Source organism: Raineyella sp. W15-4 (assembly GCF_033170155.1).
Taxonomy (GTDB): Bacteria; Actinomycetota; Actinomycetes; order Propionibacteriales; family Propionibacteriaceae; genus Raineyella.
Genome location: NZ_CP137079.1, coordinates 3,532,864 through 3,547,691, shown reverse-complemented (window position 1 = coordinate 3,547,691; position 14,828 = coordinate 3,532,864). Strand labels below are relative to the sequence as shown.

Annotated in this window: 12 protein-coding genes; 6 read left to right on the top strand and 6 right to left on the bottom strand. The window is 72.5% G+C overall.

Features of this window, described 5'->3' with window-relative positions; translation table 11 throughout:
• Positions 1–201: 201 nt before the first annotated feature.
• Both R0145_RS16380 and R0145_RS16375 read left to right on the top strand, forming a co-directional pair.
• Positions 202–1,251, top strand: coding sequence for a glycosyltransferase family 2 protein (locus R0145_RS16380; RefSeq protein WP_317838019.1), 1,050 nt, complete (start codon positions 202–204; stop codon positions 1,249–1,251).
• Complete coding sequence (locus tag R0145_RS16375; protein WP_317838018.1) at positions 1,248–1,841, top strand: GtrA family protein; 594 nt, start codon at positions 1,248–1,250, stop codon at positions 1,839–1,841. Before R0145_RS16380 ends, R0145_RS16375 begins: the two co-directional genes overlap by 4 nt.
• Before the next feature lie 414 nt (positions 1,842–2,255).
• On the opposite strand, the gene R0145_RS16370 is transcribed toward R0145_RS16375, so the two are convergent.
• The 6 genes from R0145_RS16370 to R0145_RS16345 all read right to left on the bottom strand — a co-directional run bounded on the left by R0145_RS16370 (position 2,256) and on the right by R0145_RS16345 (position 9,006).
• Positions 2,256–3,077 (bottom strand): SDR family NAD(P)-dependent oxidoreductase, encoded by an 822-nt coding sequence (locus R0145_RS16370; protein WP_317838017.1) that lies wholly within the window; start codon positions 3,075–3,077, stop codon positions 2,256–2,258.
• Positions 3,070–4,308: a long-chain fatty acid--CoA ligase gene (locus tag R0145_RS16365; RefSeq protein ID WP_317838016.1), complete on the bottom strand. Its 1,239-nt coding sequence runs from the start codon at positions 4,306–4,308 to the stop codon at positions 3,070–3,072. Before R0145_RS16365 ends, R0145_RS16370 begins: the two co-directional genes overlap by 8 nt.
• A complete protein-coding gene (locus R0145_RS16360; RefSeq protein ID WP_317838015.1) occupies positions 4,308–4,559 on the bottom strand; it encodes a phosphopantetheine-binding protein in 252 nt (83 codons plus the stop codon). The genes R0145_RS16365 and R0145_RS16360 overlap by 1 nt, the downstream gene beginning before the upstream one ends.
• 92 nt (positions 4,560–4,651) lie before the next feature.
• On the bottom strand, positions 4,652–6,256 hold the full coding sequence (mptB, locus tag R0145_RS16355; RefSeq protein WP_317838014.1) for a polyprenol phosphomannose-dependent alpha 1,6 mannosyltransferase MptB: 1,605 nt from the start codon (positions 6,254–6,256) through the stop codon (positions 4,652–4,654).
• 66 nt (positions 6,257–6,322) lie between these two features.
• The gene (locus tag R0145_RS16350) at positions 6,323–8,194 is read right to left on the bottom strand and encodes a hypothetical protein (protein ID WP_317838013.1); all 1,872 of its coding nucleotides are present in this window, start codon (positions 8,192–8,194) and stop codon (positions 6,323–6,325) included.
• Positions 8,173–9,006 carry a hypothetical protein gene (locus R0145_RS16345; protein WP_317838012.1) on the bottom strand — a complete coding sequence of 278 codons (834 nt, stop codon included), beginning with the start codon at positions 9,004–9,006 and terminating at the stop codon, positions 8,173–8,175. Before R0145_RS16345 ends, R0145_RS16350 begins: the two co-directional genes overlap by 22 nt.
• Before the next feature lie 169 nt (positions 9,007–9,175).
• Between R0145_RS16345 and R0145_RS16340 the strand changes: the two genes are divergently transcribed.
• The 4 genes from R0145_RS16340 to R0145_RS16325 all read left to right on the top strand — a co-directional run bounded on the left by R0145_RS16340 (position 9,176) and on the right by R0145_RS16325 (position 14,778).
• The gene (locus R0145_RS16340; protein ID WP_317838011.1) at positions 9,176–11,026 is read left to right on the top strand and encodes a glycosyltransferase family 2 protein; all 1,851 of its coding nucleotides are present in this window, start codon (positions 9,176–9,178) and stop codon (positions 11,024–11,026) included.
• Between the two features lie 91 nt (positions 11,027–11,117).
• Positions 11,118–11,759, top strand: a complete 642-nt coding sequence (locus R0145_RS16335; protein ID WP_317838010.1) for a GNAT family N-acetyltransferase — start codon at positions 11,118–11,120, stop codon at positions 11,757–11,759.
• Positions 11,760–11,761: 2 nt separating this feature from the next.
• Positions 11,762–12,814, top strand: a complete 1,053-nt coding sequence (pseI, locus tag R0145_RS16330; protein WP_317838009.1) for a pseudaminic acid synthase — start codon at positions 11,762–11,764, stop codon at positions 12,812–12,814.
• An 11-nt stretch (positions 12,815–12,825) separates the two neighbouring features.
• On the top strand, positions 12,826–14,778 hold the full coding sequence (locus tag R0145_RS16325) for a glycosyltransferase (protein WP_317838008.1): 1,953 nt from the start codon (positions 12,826–12,828) through the stop codon (positions 14,776–14,778).
• Positions 14,779–14,828: the final 50 nt, after the last annotated feature.

Here is a 14,828-nt window from a genome sequence, read left to right as displayed (position 1 = left end):
CCTGTGATCGCGTCGGGCGCGGCGTCGGCCGCCGGGGCCCATCCCTTCGCGCCGCGGCCGGCGCTGACGTCCCGCTCGGGCGCCGCCGCGATTCCTGTGCGGACGAACAGGAACCGCTCACGACGGGCACGTGTCCGTCACAAGAACCCGGCCGAGTCTGGACGCATGTCCGGCAGGTGAGGCCAGGGAAAGGTGACCGTGATGGACCAGACCGCAGTCGACCGGCAGCGCAGGGCACCGGAGGCGCTGATCTCGTACGTGTTCCCGATCTTCAACGAGGAGGGCAACATCGGCGTGCTCTACCGGGCGATGCAGCAGGTCGTCCGTGAGCTCGACCACCAGGTGGAGTTCGTCTTCGTCAACGACGGCAGCCGGGATGCCTCCCTCGACATCCTGCTCGCGATCGCCGCCCACGATCCTCGGGTCCGGGTGGTCGACTTCGCCCGCAACTACGGCCACCAGATCGCCGTCACTGCGGGCATCGACGCCGCCGTCGGGGACGCGATCGTCATCATGGACGCCGACCTGCAGGACCCTCCCGAGGTGAGCCTGGAACTGGTCCGCGAGTGGGAGAACGGCTGGGACGTGGTCTACGCCCAGCGTCGCAGCCGACGCGACACCGCCTTCAAGCGGATCACCGCCGCGGTGTACTACCGGGTCCTCAACGGTCTGTCGGAGATCGACATCCCGCGCGACACCGGCGACTTCCGCCTGATCGACGCCAAGGTGGCCGGTCAGCTGAGGCGCTACGGCGAACATGACCGTTTCCTGCGCGGCATGGTCGCCGAGATCGGCTACCGGCAGAAGGCGGTGCTCTTCGATCGGCGCGAGCGTCACGCCGGCGTCTCGGGCTACCCCCTCCGGACGATGATCCGCTTCGCCGCCGACGGCATCATGGGCTTCTCCAGCAAGCCGTTGCGGCTGATCTCCCGGATCGGGACCACGATGGCCGTCCTGGCCCTGGTCGGCATCGTCTACGCACTGATCCGCAAGCTCGTCTACCCCGAGGCCGTGGTCTCCGGCTGGACGTTCACCATCATCGCGGTGTTGTTCGTCGGTGGGGTCCAGACACTGATGACCGGCATCATCGGGTCGTACGTCGGCCGCATCTACACCGAAGTCAAGGGCCGCCCGCTCTACGGCGTCCGGGCGCAATACGGTGTCGCCGCGCGGGCGGCGGCCCCGACCGGCTTCGGGACGGGACCCGACGTCGAGCCGAGCCCGCTCCACCCCGAGGTCGGGTCGCGATGACCGGTCCGTCGGCGGCGTCGCCCGTCCGGGACACCACCGACGGGCCGGCCGTCGTCATCGGTCCGGCGGCCGGGGCACCGGGCCGCCTCCCGGGAACCCTGCCCCGGCTGCGGCCCGTGCTGGTGTTCTGTCTCGTCGGGCTGGTCAACACCGGCGTGTCGTACGTCGCGTATCTGGGTCTGCGGCTGCTGATGCCCTACCTCGTGGCGTACGTCCTCGGCTGGGCCGGCGGCGTCGTGGTGTCCTTCCTGCTCAACTGCCGGTTCACCTACCGCGTGCGGCCGACCTGGCGCGGGTTCGTCCTGTTTCCGCTGTCCAGCCTCCCCAATATCGTGCTCTCGTCGGGTGGGGTGGTGCTGATGGTCGAGGTGCTCGGTTGGGACCAGAAGGTCGCGCCACTGATCGCCACCCTCCTGGCTGTCCCGGTCAGCTACCTGATCGCCCGGACGATCCTGGTCGGCCCGGTCCGCCGGATCGAGACCGCCGCCGGGGTGGTGATGAGTGTCCAGGAACCGCCTCACACCGGCCCGGTCCTGGGTGAGTGTTCTGCCGGGGGCGCTCGCGGGAGATGCCGGGGCGGAGGGTCCTGAGGGGCTTCGGGGTGGACCGTCGCGTCCCAGGTCTCGCGTCCCAGGTCTGTTGTCGAACTCGCGTTTCACCCCCCGGGTGACGGACTCCGGTGTCGCGGTGTGATCTGTCGCAGGAGGGTCGAGGCGCTGTCCCGTGCAGCTGCGTGTGTCCGTCCCGGATGGCGGGTGCCGCCGCGGCCCGCGAGGGCCCGACCGGTGTCACCAGGGGGGTGAATCTCTCGCTCGATGACAGACCTGGGATTTTCGGTCGTGCCGGATCGGTGGGCCATGCTGGATCGGCTGGATCGGCAGGATGCGCCGGGCTCAGCGGGATATTCGATCGAAGGCGCCGGCCGGGATCGAACGGGCCACCGCGAGTCCCGAGAGCCCCTCAGGCCGAGATCCGCGAGGATCCGAGTCAGCCAGCTCCCACGGTCAGATCGAGCTGCCGCCGTCGACGGTGATCACCTGACCGTTGAGGTCGGTGTCCTCGAACAGCAGCATCCGGGCGATCGGCACGATGTTCTCCGGCTCGACCAGCCGGCCGGACGGCGTCCGCCGGGTGATGGCCGCCAGTTGGTCGGAGCCCAGCACCGAGCTCATCTCGGAGGCGAAGAAGCCGGGAGCGATCGAGTTCACCAGCACCCGGCCGTGCAGCTCCCGGGCCAGGGTCCGCACCGCCGCGTCCAGGCCGCCCTTGGTGGCGGCGTACGTGGTGAGCCCGGCGTAGCCGCGCTGCGCGCCGACCGAGGTGATCATGATGATCCGCCCGCGGCCGTTGCGGCGGATCATCGTCCGCAGCACCGCGCGGGTCAGGATCAGCGGCGCGGTGAGGTTGGTCTCGACGATCCGGGCGATGTCGGCCGGCGAGGTCTGCAGGTGCATCGAGTCCTGGCCGACCGCAGCGTTGTTGATCAGCCCGTCGATCCGGCCCAGTCTCGCGCTCGCCTCCTTGACGAAGCCGGTGACGGCCGCGACGTCGGTGATGTCGACCGGGGCGACGTACGCATGCTCGGGGAACGCCTCGGCGAGGGCCGCCAGCTCCGGGGTGATCGTCCGGGCGAAGGTGGCGACCCTCGCGCCGGAGGCCAGCACCATCCGCACCAGCGCCAGGCCCAGACCGCGCGAACCGCCGGAGATCAGCACCACCCGGGCCGGCGGGACCGCGGTGTCGGCGGCCGTGGCCGGTGCGCTGTCGGTGGGGATCATCCCGGTGCGGGGCGCGGCGGGGTCCGGGGTGGCGACGGGATCAGACATCGGACTTCAGGCTCTCCTTGAGCGGGATTCGGGTAAGGATCTTCAGCCGCCGCGGCACGGCGTAGTCGGGCAGCCGGGCCGCGCACCAGGCGGCCAGGTCCTCGGTCGTCGCGCCGGCCCCGGGGACCAGCACGACCTCGGCGGTGACCATCTGCCCGACGATCGGCGCCCTGCGGCCCCGCACCGCGGCCCAGGCGACCGCCGGGTGGCCCAACAGGACCGTACGCACCGCCGCGGCCGACACCTTCGAACCGCCGACGTTGATCTCGTCCGACGCCAGCCGCCCGACGATCAGCACCCGGTCGTCGCGCAGCTCCGCCCGGTCACCGGTGTGCAGGTCGGGAGCCATCCCCTCGGCGCGGTAGGGCGAGGCGATGACGAGCTCGCCGTCGACGACGCTCAGCCGGGGCCGGTCCGCCGCGTGGCGGTCCAGCCAGGCCACCGGGAACCCGGCCCGCCCGTCGTGCACGGCGATCGCCGCGCCGGCCTCCGAGGAGGCATAGATCCAGGAGATCCGGGCGGCCGGGTAGATCTCGTGCAGTCGGCCGAGGATCGCCTGGTCGACGGGCTCCCCGCCGAGGGTGACCTGTTCCAGCGGCAGCTGCGCCATAACCTCCCCGGACCGGACGATCGCCTGGCGCCAGAAGGTCGGCGTACCCGAGGCGGCCGTCACCCCGTGCTCCAACGCCAGCTGCGGCCATTCCTCCAACTGGTCGGGCTCGACGAAGACCAGGTCGTTGCCCGGGTGTGCCAGGGAGAGCGTGACCAGTTGCCACCAGGCGTACGCGCCGGGGGTGTAGGGACACAGCCAGGTGCGGGCCGGCTGGTCGCCGGTGACGGTGGTGAGCGAGGCGAGGGTGTGCGCGACCCGCTTGGGCCGCCCGGTCGATCCGGAGGTGAGCAGCCAGAGCCGGCCCGGATCGGCGGGCCGACTGCCGGCGGCGTCGGGTGCGACCTCGACCTCGACGGCTGCCCCCGCGGTCCGGGCGATGGCCAGGCCATCGGCCCGCAGCGCCGCGAGCAGGTCCTCCTCCGCCCGCGTCACCGAGGCCACCAGCGTCTCCCGGGTGGTCGTCGCGTGGGTCCAGACCGTGTGGGCCGCCTCGGCGTGGTCGCTGACGAACACCGCGGCGGCCGGCGGCAGGGCGTACGTCCCCAGGTCGGCCCAGCTGCCGGTGAAGTCGCGGGCGACGATTCGATTGCCGGCTCCGCGGGGGGTGCCCGTTGACATCAGGCGCTCTGCAACTGCTCGATGAAGTCCAGGACGTCGGAGACCGTCGTGATCGATCGCAGGCCGGGGGCGTCGAAGTTCAGCTCGGTGCCCAGTTCGTCCTCCACCGAGAGCGCCAATTCGGAGAAGTCCAGGGAGCGGAAGCCGATCGCATCCAGTGCCGCGGCGTCGTCGGCAGGTAGTGCCTTGCCCTGGTTCGCCAGCACCTCGGCCATCATGGTGCGGATCTGGTCGCGGCTGAGTCGGCTCATGCTCTCGGCTTCCTGGAGGGGCGTACGGGTGACGCGCCCACTCTACCGAGCGCGCCGACCCCGGGTCGTCCGTCGCCCTCCCGTGCCGGGGCTCATGCCTCGGGGCGCAGGGCTCCCTCGTCCGGGCCGGCAAGCCGGGCCGGGCCGGGCGTACGGTCGGTCAGGGAGCGGGCAATGCCCGGGTGCAGACGGGAGAAGTAGAGCCACGAGACGGCCAGGATGAGGGCCGCCGCCAGGCTGCCGTACCGCTGGAAGCCGGTGTTCTCGATCACCACCTGGGCGAAGGAGAGACCCAGGACGAAGGCGATCCGGCGACGTACGTCGTCCTGGTCGTGCCGCTCCAGGCCGAACATCACCGGGATAGGAATGAGGTACCACGGCCACAGGCTGGGCGAGGCAAGCCCGAACGCCAGCGACCCGACCCAGGCCAGCGTGGGCCAGCGGTGCGGGCTGAGGCGGACGATCTCGATGACGAACCAGATCGCGACGATGCCGGCGACGACCATCCCGACCGGATCATTCGCGACGCCCTGGCCGAGTTTCACCCCGGTGGCGTGGCGGTAGAAGAAACCGACGACCTGGCCGAGGATGGCCGTGGGGGACAGGGTGAACGTGCTCCCGGGAACACCGAGCGCGTCCCGCCAGCCGTAACCCAGCCCGGAGGCCCAGGTAACGGCGGCGAAGCCGGCCGCCACGACGGCAGCGGAGACGACCGCGCGCCAGGCGATCTGGACCCACATCCGTACCCCACCGGCGAGTGCCACCGCCGCGGGAAGGGTGGCGATCACCAGTGCCGGCAGCACGAAGACGGCCGGCTGCTTCACCGCGGCGGCGACGGCGATGGCGACGCTGCCGGTGACGATGCCGTAGCGGGTCCGGGCCAGCATCAGTCCGACCAGCATCAGCGAGGTCATCAGCAGCTCGTGGTGGAGCCCACCGATGCCGGAGATGATCATCAGCGGGTTGAGGTACCACCACAGCGCCTTGGGGACGTTCCGGCCCATGCCGGCCGCCAGGCGCTTCACCGCCCAGGCGCCCAGCAGCAGGGAGAACAGGTCCAGCAGGTGCAGGGCGACCAGCGACCAGTACGGGTGGGAGCCGCCGATCAGCACGGCGAGCTGTCCGAACCGGAGGGCGAGCGGGGGATAGACCGTCGTGGTGCCCACCCACACGTACGACACGTGCCCGGCGAACGGGCCGAGGTCCGTCGCCAGGCCGATCTTGTACGGGCTGAGGTGGTGGTTCAGCTGCCAGCCCTGGTCCAGGTACGCATAGCCGTCGAGACTGCCGAACGGCAGGGCGAAGATGAGGGGGAGAGACCAGATGCCGGCGATCGCCATCGTTTGGGCCAGCGGGCGGGCCACCGGGTGGTGGGCCCGCGGACGCGCCTGGATCCACGCCAGCGCCAACAGGATCCCGCCGCAGACGGCGAAGGCGACGCCGACGCCCCGGTTCATCCAGTCACGGATGAAACCGAACAGGAGCGGCAGGTCGTACTGCTTGCTCTCCTTGGGCATCAGCGCGCTCATCGCCAGGGCGAGGGTGGAGAGGAAGCCGACGACCACCCCCGGCCGCTGGACGGTCGGGCCGAGGATCTCGAGCAGCGCGGCGTACCGCTTCGCCAGCCGCCCCGACGTCCGCTCGGTGCGCTCCGCGTCCTGACCGCCGGCGGGCACCGTGGTCTTGGGTGACGTCATGCAGGATCCTTCCGCGTCGTGTCCGCTGGGGGTGGGGACCGGTCGTTCAGGACGCCGGTCGCCGGGTCATTCCGCGTCGTCGCGGCCGGTCAGGGTACGCGCCCCTCGGACGGCCTCCCGCTTCAGTCGGCGGGCGACGCGTCCGGCGAACGTCTCGGCGCGGTAGGTCAGGTACTGCTTCTCGTCCCAGTGGAACCGCGACCAGGCGCCGTGCAGCTGTTCGCGTTGCCGGGTGATCACCGCCATCATCTCCTGCCGGGTCATCGGACGGTCCTCGGGCGTCCCGCGATCCGGACGCGGCCAGTATCGGGCGACGTCGTCGGGGGCGGGGACCGCGGCCATGGCGGCGAGCGCCCGGAACACGGTGTGCGGATGCATCGAGGTCGGCCATGGGGTCCGGATGCCGGCCGCCCGCCAGGTCGCCAGCAGGTCGGCCAGGGCCACCCAGATCACCTCGGGCAGCCCGGCGGGGGCGGCCGCCGGCTCCAGCGGGACCGGGGCGGGATCGGTATCGGTGCCGGCCAGCAGGTTGCCGAAGCGGGCGTCGGCGTACGCGGCGGGCAGCACACCGTCGGCGGCGTGCGACTCCAGCCAGCGCCGCCAGCCGCCCAACAGCCGGCGCAGTCGCGGTGTGTCGGACTCGGTCGCGGCCTCGACCAGGTCGAGCAGCAGGGTGCGGCCCAGCGGGGGCACGGCGACCGGGCTCGGGTCCGGGACCTCGGGGTGGCTAGGGATGCCGGTGGGGCCCGGGATGTCGGTGGAGCCCGGGATGTCGTGATCGGGGACCGGTGTCCGGCGGACCCGGCCGTCCGGCGCGGCGACCCAGCGGATCGTCCGGCCGTCGCCCCTGGCCTGCAACAGGGCCGGCACTTCTTCGGTCGGCGCGCCCGGGCCCCAGAGCAGGACCCAGCCGGCGCAGACGTCGGGCCAGCGGTCGGCCATCGCGACGGCGCGCCGCTGCAACAGGCCGGGAGCCGGGGGCCGGTCGGTGACCGGGCGTCCGGCGAGGGCGGCCAGCAGGTCACGCAGCGGCCCGGCGGCCTCGTCCAGCCGGGTGCCCGCGGTGTGCGGGGCGCGCCAGTCCGGGAAGACCTGGTAGGAGGTCGGGCCGGTGGGGATCGTACGGTCGGCCGAGCGCACGCCCGCCAGCATGGCGCCGACTGCGGCCGCGAACTCCGCGACCTGCTCCGGCGTCCGGGGACGGCTGGCGTCCCAGCTGGCCAGCGGCGACCAGTTGCCGTCCAGGTCCCGCGAGCTCTCCGCCTCGGGAGCCAGCACCCGGTGCAGCCCCAGATCGTTCTCGAGGCCGAGGGCCAGGGTGCCGCCCGTGGCGACGCAGGCGACGACCTCATCGGCCAGTTCGCGCCAGCTCCGTGGCGCATCCTCCAGCGAGTGCACCCGGGTCACGTCGTCCAGGGCAAGGACCAGGTCGTACGTTCCCCCGCGGCGGCGTGCCGCGGCGAGGTTGCCGCACAACACGGTGGCCTGTGGCAGCGCGGTGCCGATCGTGGCGGCGTCCGGGATCGCCCGGACCACCACGGTGAGTTCGGTCACCCGCTCGGCGATCCGGGCCAGCAGTCGCGGATCGTGCGGCCCGATCACCAGGCACCGCCGTGCGGCTGCCGGCAGGGTCGCGAACAGCCGGTCGACGATGCCGTGCAGCAGCGGGGAGGCCGCCCCGGGCCCCGGGATGTCGCCGGCGTCGGGGGTGACGTAGCTGTCGGGGGACTCGTCGGCCTCGGCCGGGTCGAGGCCGATGGCGGCCACTCGGTCGCTGCGGGTGCCGGACAGCTCGGCGTCCTCGGCCGTGCCGGCGGTCGTCCCCGGGTCGGCGTCCTCCCGGGATCTACGGTCGTCCGGGAGATCCCGCCAGTTCTGGGTCGCCCCCGGCAACAGGGTGACGTTGTCCGGATAGGTCAGTTCGACGATGCGAGCCATGGTTCCTGCCATCCCAACACGTAGCGCAGTTCCTCGGGGGACATCACGAAGTCGGCACCCAGCTCCGTCCGGGTCGTCGCGCGGGCCAGCTCGAGGTCGATCCGTTTGCCGAACAGATCCGGCAGGGTCGCCTCCAACAGGCCGGTGCCGTCGAAGCCGGCCTTGGCCCCGACGAACTCCATCGGGTCGCCGTAGACCGCCGGCTCGCATCCGGCCGCGACGCCGTACAACACCGCAGTGGTCAGCCGGTTCGAGGCGACCCGCCGGTGGCGGCGCAGCTCGCCCAGCTGCCGGAAGAGGAAGAACCGGTCGGTGCCCTGCCACATCCGGCCGCGATGCCCGTGAGTGATCACCCGGAAGCCGGCGTCCTCGTACAGCCCGCGGATCTCCGGGTCCTCGTACTCGACGTAGTAGAGGCACATCGTCACCGGGCCCTCCTCCGTGTCGCGGATCTCGTCGATCAGCGCCTGGTGGCTGCCCTGCACCGTCTCGTAGTCGAGGGTCCCGTGGAAGGGGTACCAGATCGTTCCCTCGCGTTCCTGGTGCGGATCATCGAGGATCTCCATGAGATAGAGATAAGGGGCCCCGATCACCAGGTAGTTGCGCCAGCCGATCGCCTCGCCCCGGCGACGACAGACGTCGGACCAGGCGAACTTGGCCATGCTCCAGTCGGTGTTGTGGTAGCCGAAGCCGTGGACGAAGGTCCACCCGTGCTGGACGATCCCTCGGATCGGTGGCGGGCTCTCGGGATCGAGGCCGGCGTACTCGGCGAGGATGTGCGCGTGACCGTACCAGTGGTTGGTCTGGTCCACACTCCTCCTACTGCCGACCGGTGACGGACATACCCCCAGACTGACTCTAGCAGCGTGGCGCCGGGGCCCCAGTGCCACGGCCGGCCGTCGATGCCGTGCCGACTCCTCGTCGATGCGGCGGCCGGGCTCCGCGCCACTACGATGCAGGCATCCGCTGCGAGGAGGTCCTGTGAGCCCACTGGTGAGCGCCGTCGTGCCGTTCTGCGGGGTGGAGGGGTACATCCGGGACTGCCTGGACTCGATCCGCCGCCAGACCCTCGGCGATTTCGAGGTGATCCTCGTCGACGACGGTTCCGCCGACCGGTCCGGGCAGGTCGCCGCCGAGGTCTGTGCCACCGACCCGCGGTTCCGGATCGTCCGCCAGGAGCGGAGCGGCCCGGGCCCGGCCCGCAACTTGGGCATCCGCCACGCATCCGGCCGCTACCTGATGTTCGTCGACAGCGACGACCTGCTCGCCCCCCGGGCGTTCGAGCAACTCGCCACCAGCCTGGAGGAGTCCGGCTCCGACTTCGCCGGGGCGAACGTCTGGCGGCTCGGTCTGCAGCGCGGCCTGGAGACGTCCTGGGCGCATCGGGAGCCGTTCGCCGAACGGCTGCAGCGGACCGGCATCCGCGAGGTGCCGTTGCTGATGCGTGACCGGATGGTGTGGAACAAACTGTGGCGCCGCAGCTTCTGGGACGACCACGGCTTCACCTTCCCGGCGATGCTCTTCGAGGACTACCCGGTCGCGATCCGGGCCCATCTCGAGGCGCGGGCGGTCGACCTGCTGCCCGACCCGGTCTACGTCTGGCGGGAACGGCCCTCCGGCGACTCGATCTCCCAGCAGGGTGACCGGGTGCACAACGTCCGCGACCGGGTGACCGCCGCCGTCACCGTGCTGGACCTGGTCGACGGGCACGGCGACGACGAGCTGCGCGAACTGGTCCACAGCCACTTCGTCGACGTGGACCTCCGTGAAGTGCTCGGCTCACTGGTGGCCGCCGGCCCCGCGGACCGTACCGAGATGCGGCCGCTCGCCGCCGACCTCGCCGAGCGGATCGACCCCGACCGGATCGCCCTGGCGGTGCCGGACCTGCGCCGGGCGTACGCCGCGCTGCGGACCGGCGACCTCGAGCAGGCGCTGGCGATCGCGCGGTACCGCGCCGGCGACCGGACCCCCGAGGTCGTCACCGCCGCCGGGAAGACCCCCCGACCGCTGCCGGTCCGGGCGGCCCGCAAAGGCCTCACGGCCGTCCGGCGTGCCCTCCCGTCCCGGCCGCGGCAGGCCCGGCTCGCCGACCTGATCGTGTTGCCGGACGCTTTCCACTACCGTCTCACCCTGCCGCTGCCGAAGCCACTGGCGCTGGTCGCCACCGCCCAGGCGACCGTCGGGCCGGTCCGGCCGGCCGTGAAGACGTCGACCCTGCCGGGCGGCATCCAGCTCGACGTCACCGTCGACACCGCCGACCTGGCCCGGCTCACCGGCACCACCCCGCTGCGGATCACCATCCAGGCCGGCCCGCTGTCCTGGACCGGAGGGGTGCCCGTCGCCGAGGACCAGCTGCACGGCGTACGTCGCGCCGGCTACTGGCTGCAGGCCGTCATCCGGGACGGCGCGCTGGCGTTCAGCCGGGTGCGCCGGGTGCCGGTGATCGACCGGCTCGACCTGGACGACGGGATGATCAGGGTGCACACCGTCCACTCGACGGGCACCGTCGTGGTGGATCGGCCCTGGCCGACGCCCGCCGTCGAGACCCCGGTCGTCGACCACGTCGCCCGGGTCGCGGTGGACGCGCTGCTGGCCGATGACCCCGCCGACGACCCGGTCGGCCGGGCGGCGACCCGACGGGTGCTGTTCCGTCGCGAGGGAGCGACCGAGGCCGAGCCGGTCATGCTGTCCGGCCCGGGGATCGCGACGGTGGCCGGCGACCGACGGCTCCGCCTGCACCGGGATGACGACGGTCATGCGGTGCTCACCCACCGCATCCTGGACGCTGCCGTTGGTGCGGAAGGCGCCGTCCGTGCGGACGGCGGTCGCTGACGAGCATCACCGGGGCCACCCCACGCGCCGGCGCGCTACCGTAGGGCGTCGAGCCCACCGGCCCGAGCCCGGGCCCCGCCAGGAGGTCATCATGCTGCGTCCCGCCACCGACGAGGACCGTGAGCCTGTCCGGAGCTGGCGCAATCACCCCGAGGTGCGCGCCGTGTCGCTCACCCAGCACGAGATCGGTCCCGCCGAGCACGCCGCGTGGTGGCAGCGGGTGGCGGCCGACCCCACCCGTACGGTGTTGATCTACGAGCGCGGCAGGATCCCCGCCGGGGTCGTGTCGCTGTGGGACATCGACTGGGACGCCGGCACCCTGTGGTGGGGCTACTACCTAGACAACGCCGGCCTCACCGCGCGCGGTGAGCTGCTGCCCGCCTGGATCCAGATCCAGCGCGACGCGCTGACGTACGTCGACGCGCTGCGCGACAAAGGGCGCCGGATCACCGTGATGGAGGCCGAGGTCCTCGACGCCAACGAGGCGGTCCGCTCGTTCAACCGCCGGCAGGGCTTCGCCGAGGTGGAGACGTACGTCCGCGACATCGACGGCACCCCGACCCTGGTCCACCACGTCCGCCGGACCCGGCCCGCGGTGCCGCGGCCGACACCGCCGCGGCCGGCCGCCCAGCCGGGGCCGAGCCCGAGGCCGGAGCCGGGCCGGCAGCCCGGCGCACGGCCGCCGCACCCCACCGAGCCGTCCGAACCCCCCGCACAGCCCCAGGAGAAGTGAAGATGCTGGACGAGATCCGTATCGGCCACACCGCGATCGGCCCCGGCCACGAGCCGTTCATCATCGCCGAGATGTCCGGCAACCACGACGGCTCGCTGGACAAGGCGCTGGCCATCGTCGACCTGGCCGCCGACGCCGGTGCCCACGCGGTCAAGCTGCAGACCTACACCGCCGACACTATCACCCTCGACGTCGACAGCCCCGACTTCCGGCTCAAGGACGACCACGAGCTGTGGGGTGGCCGGCGGTTGTACGACCTGTACCAGGAGGCGCACACCCCCTGGGAGTGGCACCAGCCGATCTTCGACCGCGCCGCCGAACGGGGTCTGCTGGCCTTCTCCAGCCCGTTCGACCCGACCGCCGTGGACTTCCTGGAGTCGCTCGGCGTGCCGGCGTACAAGATCGCCTCCTCCGAGATCGTCGACCTGCCGCTGATCCGGCGGGCCGCCGCCTGCGGCAAGCCGATCATCATCTCCACCGGGATGGCCTCCCTCGGCGAGATCAACGCCGCCGTCGAGGCCGCCCGGGCGGTCGGCAACGAGCAGATCGTCGTGCTGTCCTGCACCACCTCCTACCCGGCCGACCCGCGCGACTCCAACCTGCGCGGCATCCCGGTGATGCGGGACGCGTTCGGGACGATGATCGGGCTGTCCGACCACACCCTCGGCATCGGCGCGGCGATCGCCTCGGTCGCGTTCGGCGCGGTGCTGGTCGAGAAGCACGTCACCACCGACCGCGCCTCCGGCGGGGTCGACTCCGCCTTCTCCCTCGAGGGCCCGGAACTGGCTGCGCTGGTCCGGGAGACCCGGACGGCCTGGCAGGCGCTCGGCGAGCCGGTGATCGGCGCCCGCGACGCCGAGGCGGAGGGCCTGCGGTTCCGCCGCTCGCTCTACGTCACCCGCGACGTCGCTGCCGGCGAGGTGGTCGGTCCCGACAACGTCCGCTCCGTACGCCCCGCCCTGGGGCTGGCTCCGGACCTGTTCTCGGTGGTCGAGGGGCGTACGTTCCGCCGGGACGTGGCCCGGGGGACCGCGCTGTCCTGGGACCTGATCTGAGGGGAGGGCCGATGTCCGAGGGGCCACTGTCGGGTGTCCCGCTGCTCAGCGTTGTCGTGCCGTTCTACAACGTGCAGGACTACATCGGGGACTGTCTGGAGTCGCTGCGGGTGCAGACCCTCACCGACCTCGAGGTGATCCTCGTCGACGACGGGTCGCCGGACGGCTCTCTCGCGGTGGCCGAGGCGTACGTCGCCCGTGACCCGCGGTTCCACCTCGTCCGTCAGCAGAACCAGGGGCTCGGCCCGGCCCGCAACACCGGCACGGCCTACGCGACCGGCCGCTACCTGACCTTTGTCGACAGCGACGACCTGGTCGCGCCGCGGGCCTACTCCCGGCTGGTGGGGTCGCTGGAGGCGACCGGTTCCGATATCGCCGGCGGCAACGCCTACCGGTTCAGCAGGGCCCGCGGGGCGTACCAGTCCTGGACCCACGAGGAGCCGTTCGCCACGACGCGGCTGGCCACCACGATCGACGCGTTCCCCGCGTTGATGCGTGACCGGATGGTCTGGAACAAGGTCTATCGGCGCAGCTTCTGGGATGCGGAGGGGTTCACCTTCCCGGCGATCCGCTACGAGGACTACCCGGTCACCCTGCCCGCCTACCTGCGCGCGCGGTCGGTGGACGTCCTCGCCGACCACGTCTACTACTGGCGCGACCGTGAGTCCGGCGACTCGATCACCCAGCAGACCTTCCGGCTCGACAACATCCGCGACCGGGTGGCCTCGGCCGTGATGGTGCTCGACCGGCTCGACCGTGCCGGTGGCCATGCCGAGGTACGTACCCGGGTGCACGCCTACTTCGTCGACGTCGACCTGGTGGCACTCGCCGAGGCCCTGCTCGCTGCACCGGCCGACGACGTCCCGGCACTGGTGGAGTCGGCCACCGAACTGGCCGATCGGCTGGACCCGCGCGCCGACCGGCTGGCGACCCGGCTGGCCCGGCAGGTCCATCGGTCGCTGCGGTCCGGCGACCTGGCGATGGTCCGGACCCTGGCCCATCGGCGCGGCGGCGCCGGCGTCCGGGCGCTGCTCGCGGACGTCCGGTCGATACCGCGAGCCGCCGTGAAGCTGCCGGCGATCCTGTGGGCCGTCGCGCCGCGCGAGAGGCCGCAGCATCCGCTGCGGCGCCGGCTGCGGTCCACCCTCGCCGCGGCCGAATGGCGCGGAGAGACGCTGCACCTCGAGGTCGACTCGAAGCTGAGGGCCGCGCTCGCCGGGCGGGTCACTCCGCGAGCGACGGTGCAGCCGGCCGGCGGGCGGGCCACCGCGCTGCCCGCGCGAGTGACGTCGCGCGGGGACGGACTGCGGTGGGCGATCGACGTCCCGCCCGCGGTGCTGGACCGGGTCCGGCCCACCGGCCCGACCGAGGGTCGCGCGGTGCTGGCCCTGCGGCTGCGGGCGGGGATCTTCCGCTGGGCGGGCGACGTCCGGTTCGACCCGTCAACGCTGCCTGCCGCGCATCGGCGCGGTACCGGCGACCTGGTGGGGATCGGGGGCGACACGTCCGCTCCCGCGTCGGAGAACAGCGGCCGGGACCTGGCGGTGATCCGCTGGTCGGGCCGCCCGGGATCCGCCCGCTCCGGGCCTGGTCGCCCTGGATCCGGTCTCCCGGTGGTCACGGCGGTCACCGTGCAGGGCGACGAGCTCGTGCTCCGGCTGGCCGAGGAACTCCCGGTCGGCACCCGGCTCCTCGTCGAGCGGCCCGACCCCACCCCGGACCTCACCGTCCGGCCGACCGGCGCGGACGTACGCCTCAGTGCCACCGCGCTCGTCGCGGGCGACCCGCCGGACGACCCGGTGACCGGGGTCGCCGAGCGGGCAGTGGTGATGCACCGTCCGGATCGGCCCGCCGTCCCGGTACTGCTGGCCGGCGATGGCGCCCGGGTCGTCGTGGGCGAGCGACTGGTCGACCTCGCCGTGGGCTGGACCGGCTGCCTCGTGGTGCGGCAGCGCCGGCGGTGATGCGGGTCGTCACGCCGTACGGCTGCGGCGCGGGCATACGGGTCCGTCGC

Bases quoted from the DNA above. Each gene is read 5' to 3' on its own strand.
- R0145_RS16380 (WP_317838019.1), top strand. From the start codon at position 202: ATGGACCAGACCGCAGTCGACCGGCAGCGCAGGGCACCGGAGGCGCTG.
- R0145_RS16375 (WP_317838018.1), top strand. From the start codon at position 1,248: ATGACCGGTCCGTCGGCGGCGTCGCCCGTCCGGGACACCACCGACGGG.
- R0145_RS16370 (WP_317838017.1), bottom strand. From the start codon at position 3,077: ATGTCTGATCCCGTCGCCACCCCGGACCCCGCCGCGCCCCGCACCGGG.
- R0145_RS16365 (WP_317838016.1), bottom strand. From the start codon at position 4,308: ATGTCAACGGGCACCCCCCGCGGAGCCGGCAATCGAATCGTCGCCCGC.
- R0145_RS16360 (WP_317838015.1), bottom strand. From the start codon at position 4,559: ATGAGCCGACTCAGCCGCGACCAGATCCGCACCATGATGGCCGAGGTG.
- mptB (WP_317838014.1), bottom strand. From the start codon at position 6,256: ATGACGTCACCCAAGACCACGGTGCCCGCCGGCGGTCAGGACGCGGAG.
- R0145_RS16350 (WP_317838013.1), bottom strand. From the start codon at position 8,194: ATGGCTCGCATCGTCGAACTGACCTATCCGGACAACGTCACCCTGTTG.
- R0145_RS16335 (WP_317838010.1), top strand. From the start codon at position 11,118: ATGCTGCGTCCCGCCACCGACGAGGACCGTGAGCCTGTCCGGAGCTGG.
- pseI (WP_317838009.1), top strand. From the start codon at position 11,762: ATGCTGGACGAGATCCGTATCGGCCACACCGCGATCGGCCCCGGCCAC.
- R0145_RS16325 (WP_317838008.1), top strand. From the start codon at position 12,826: ATGTCCGAGGGGCCACTGTCGGGTGTCCCGCTGCTCAGCGTTGTCGTG.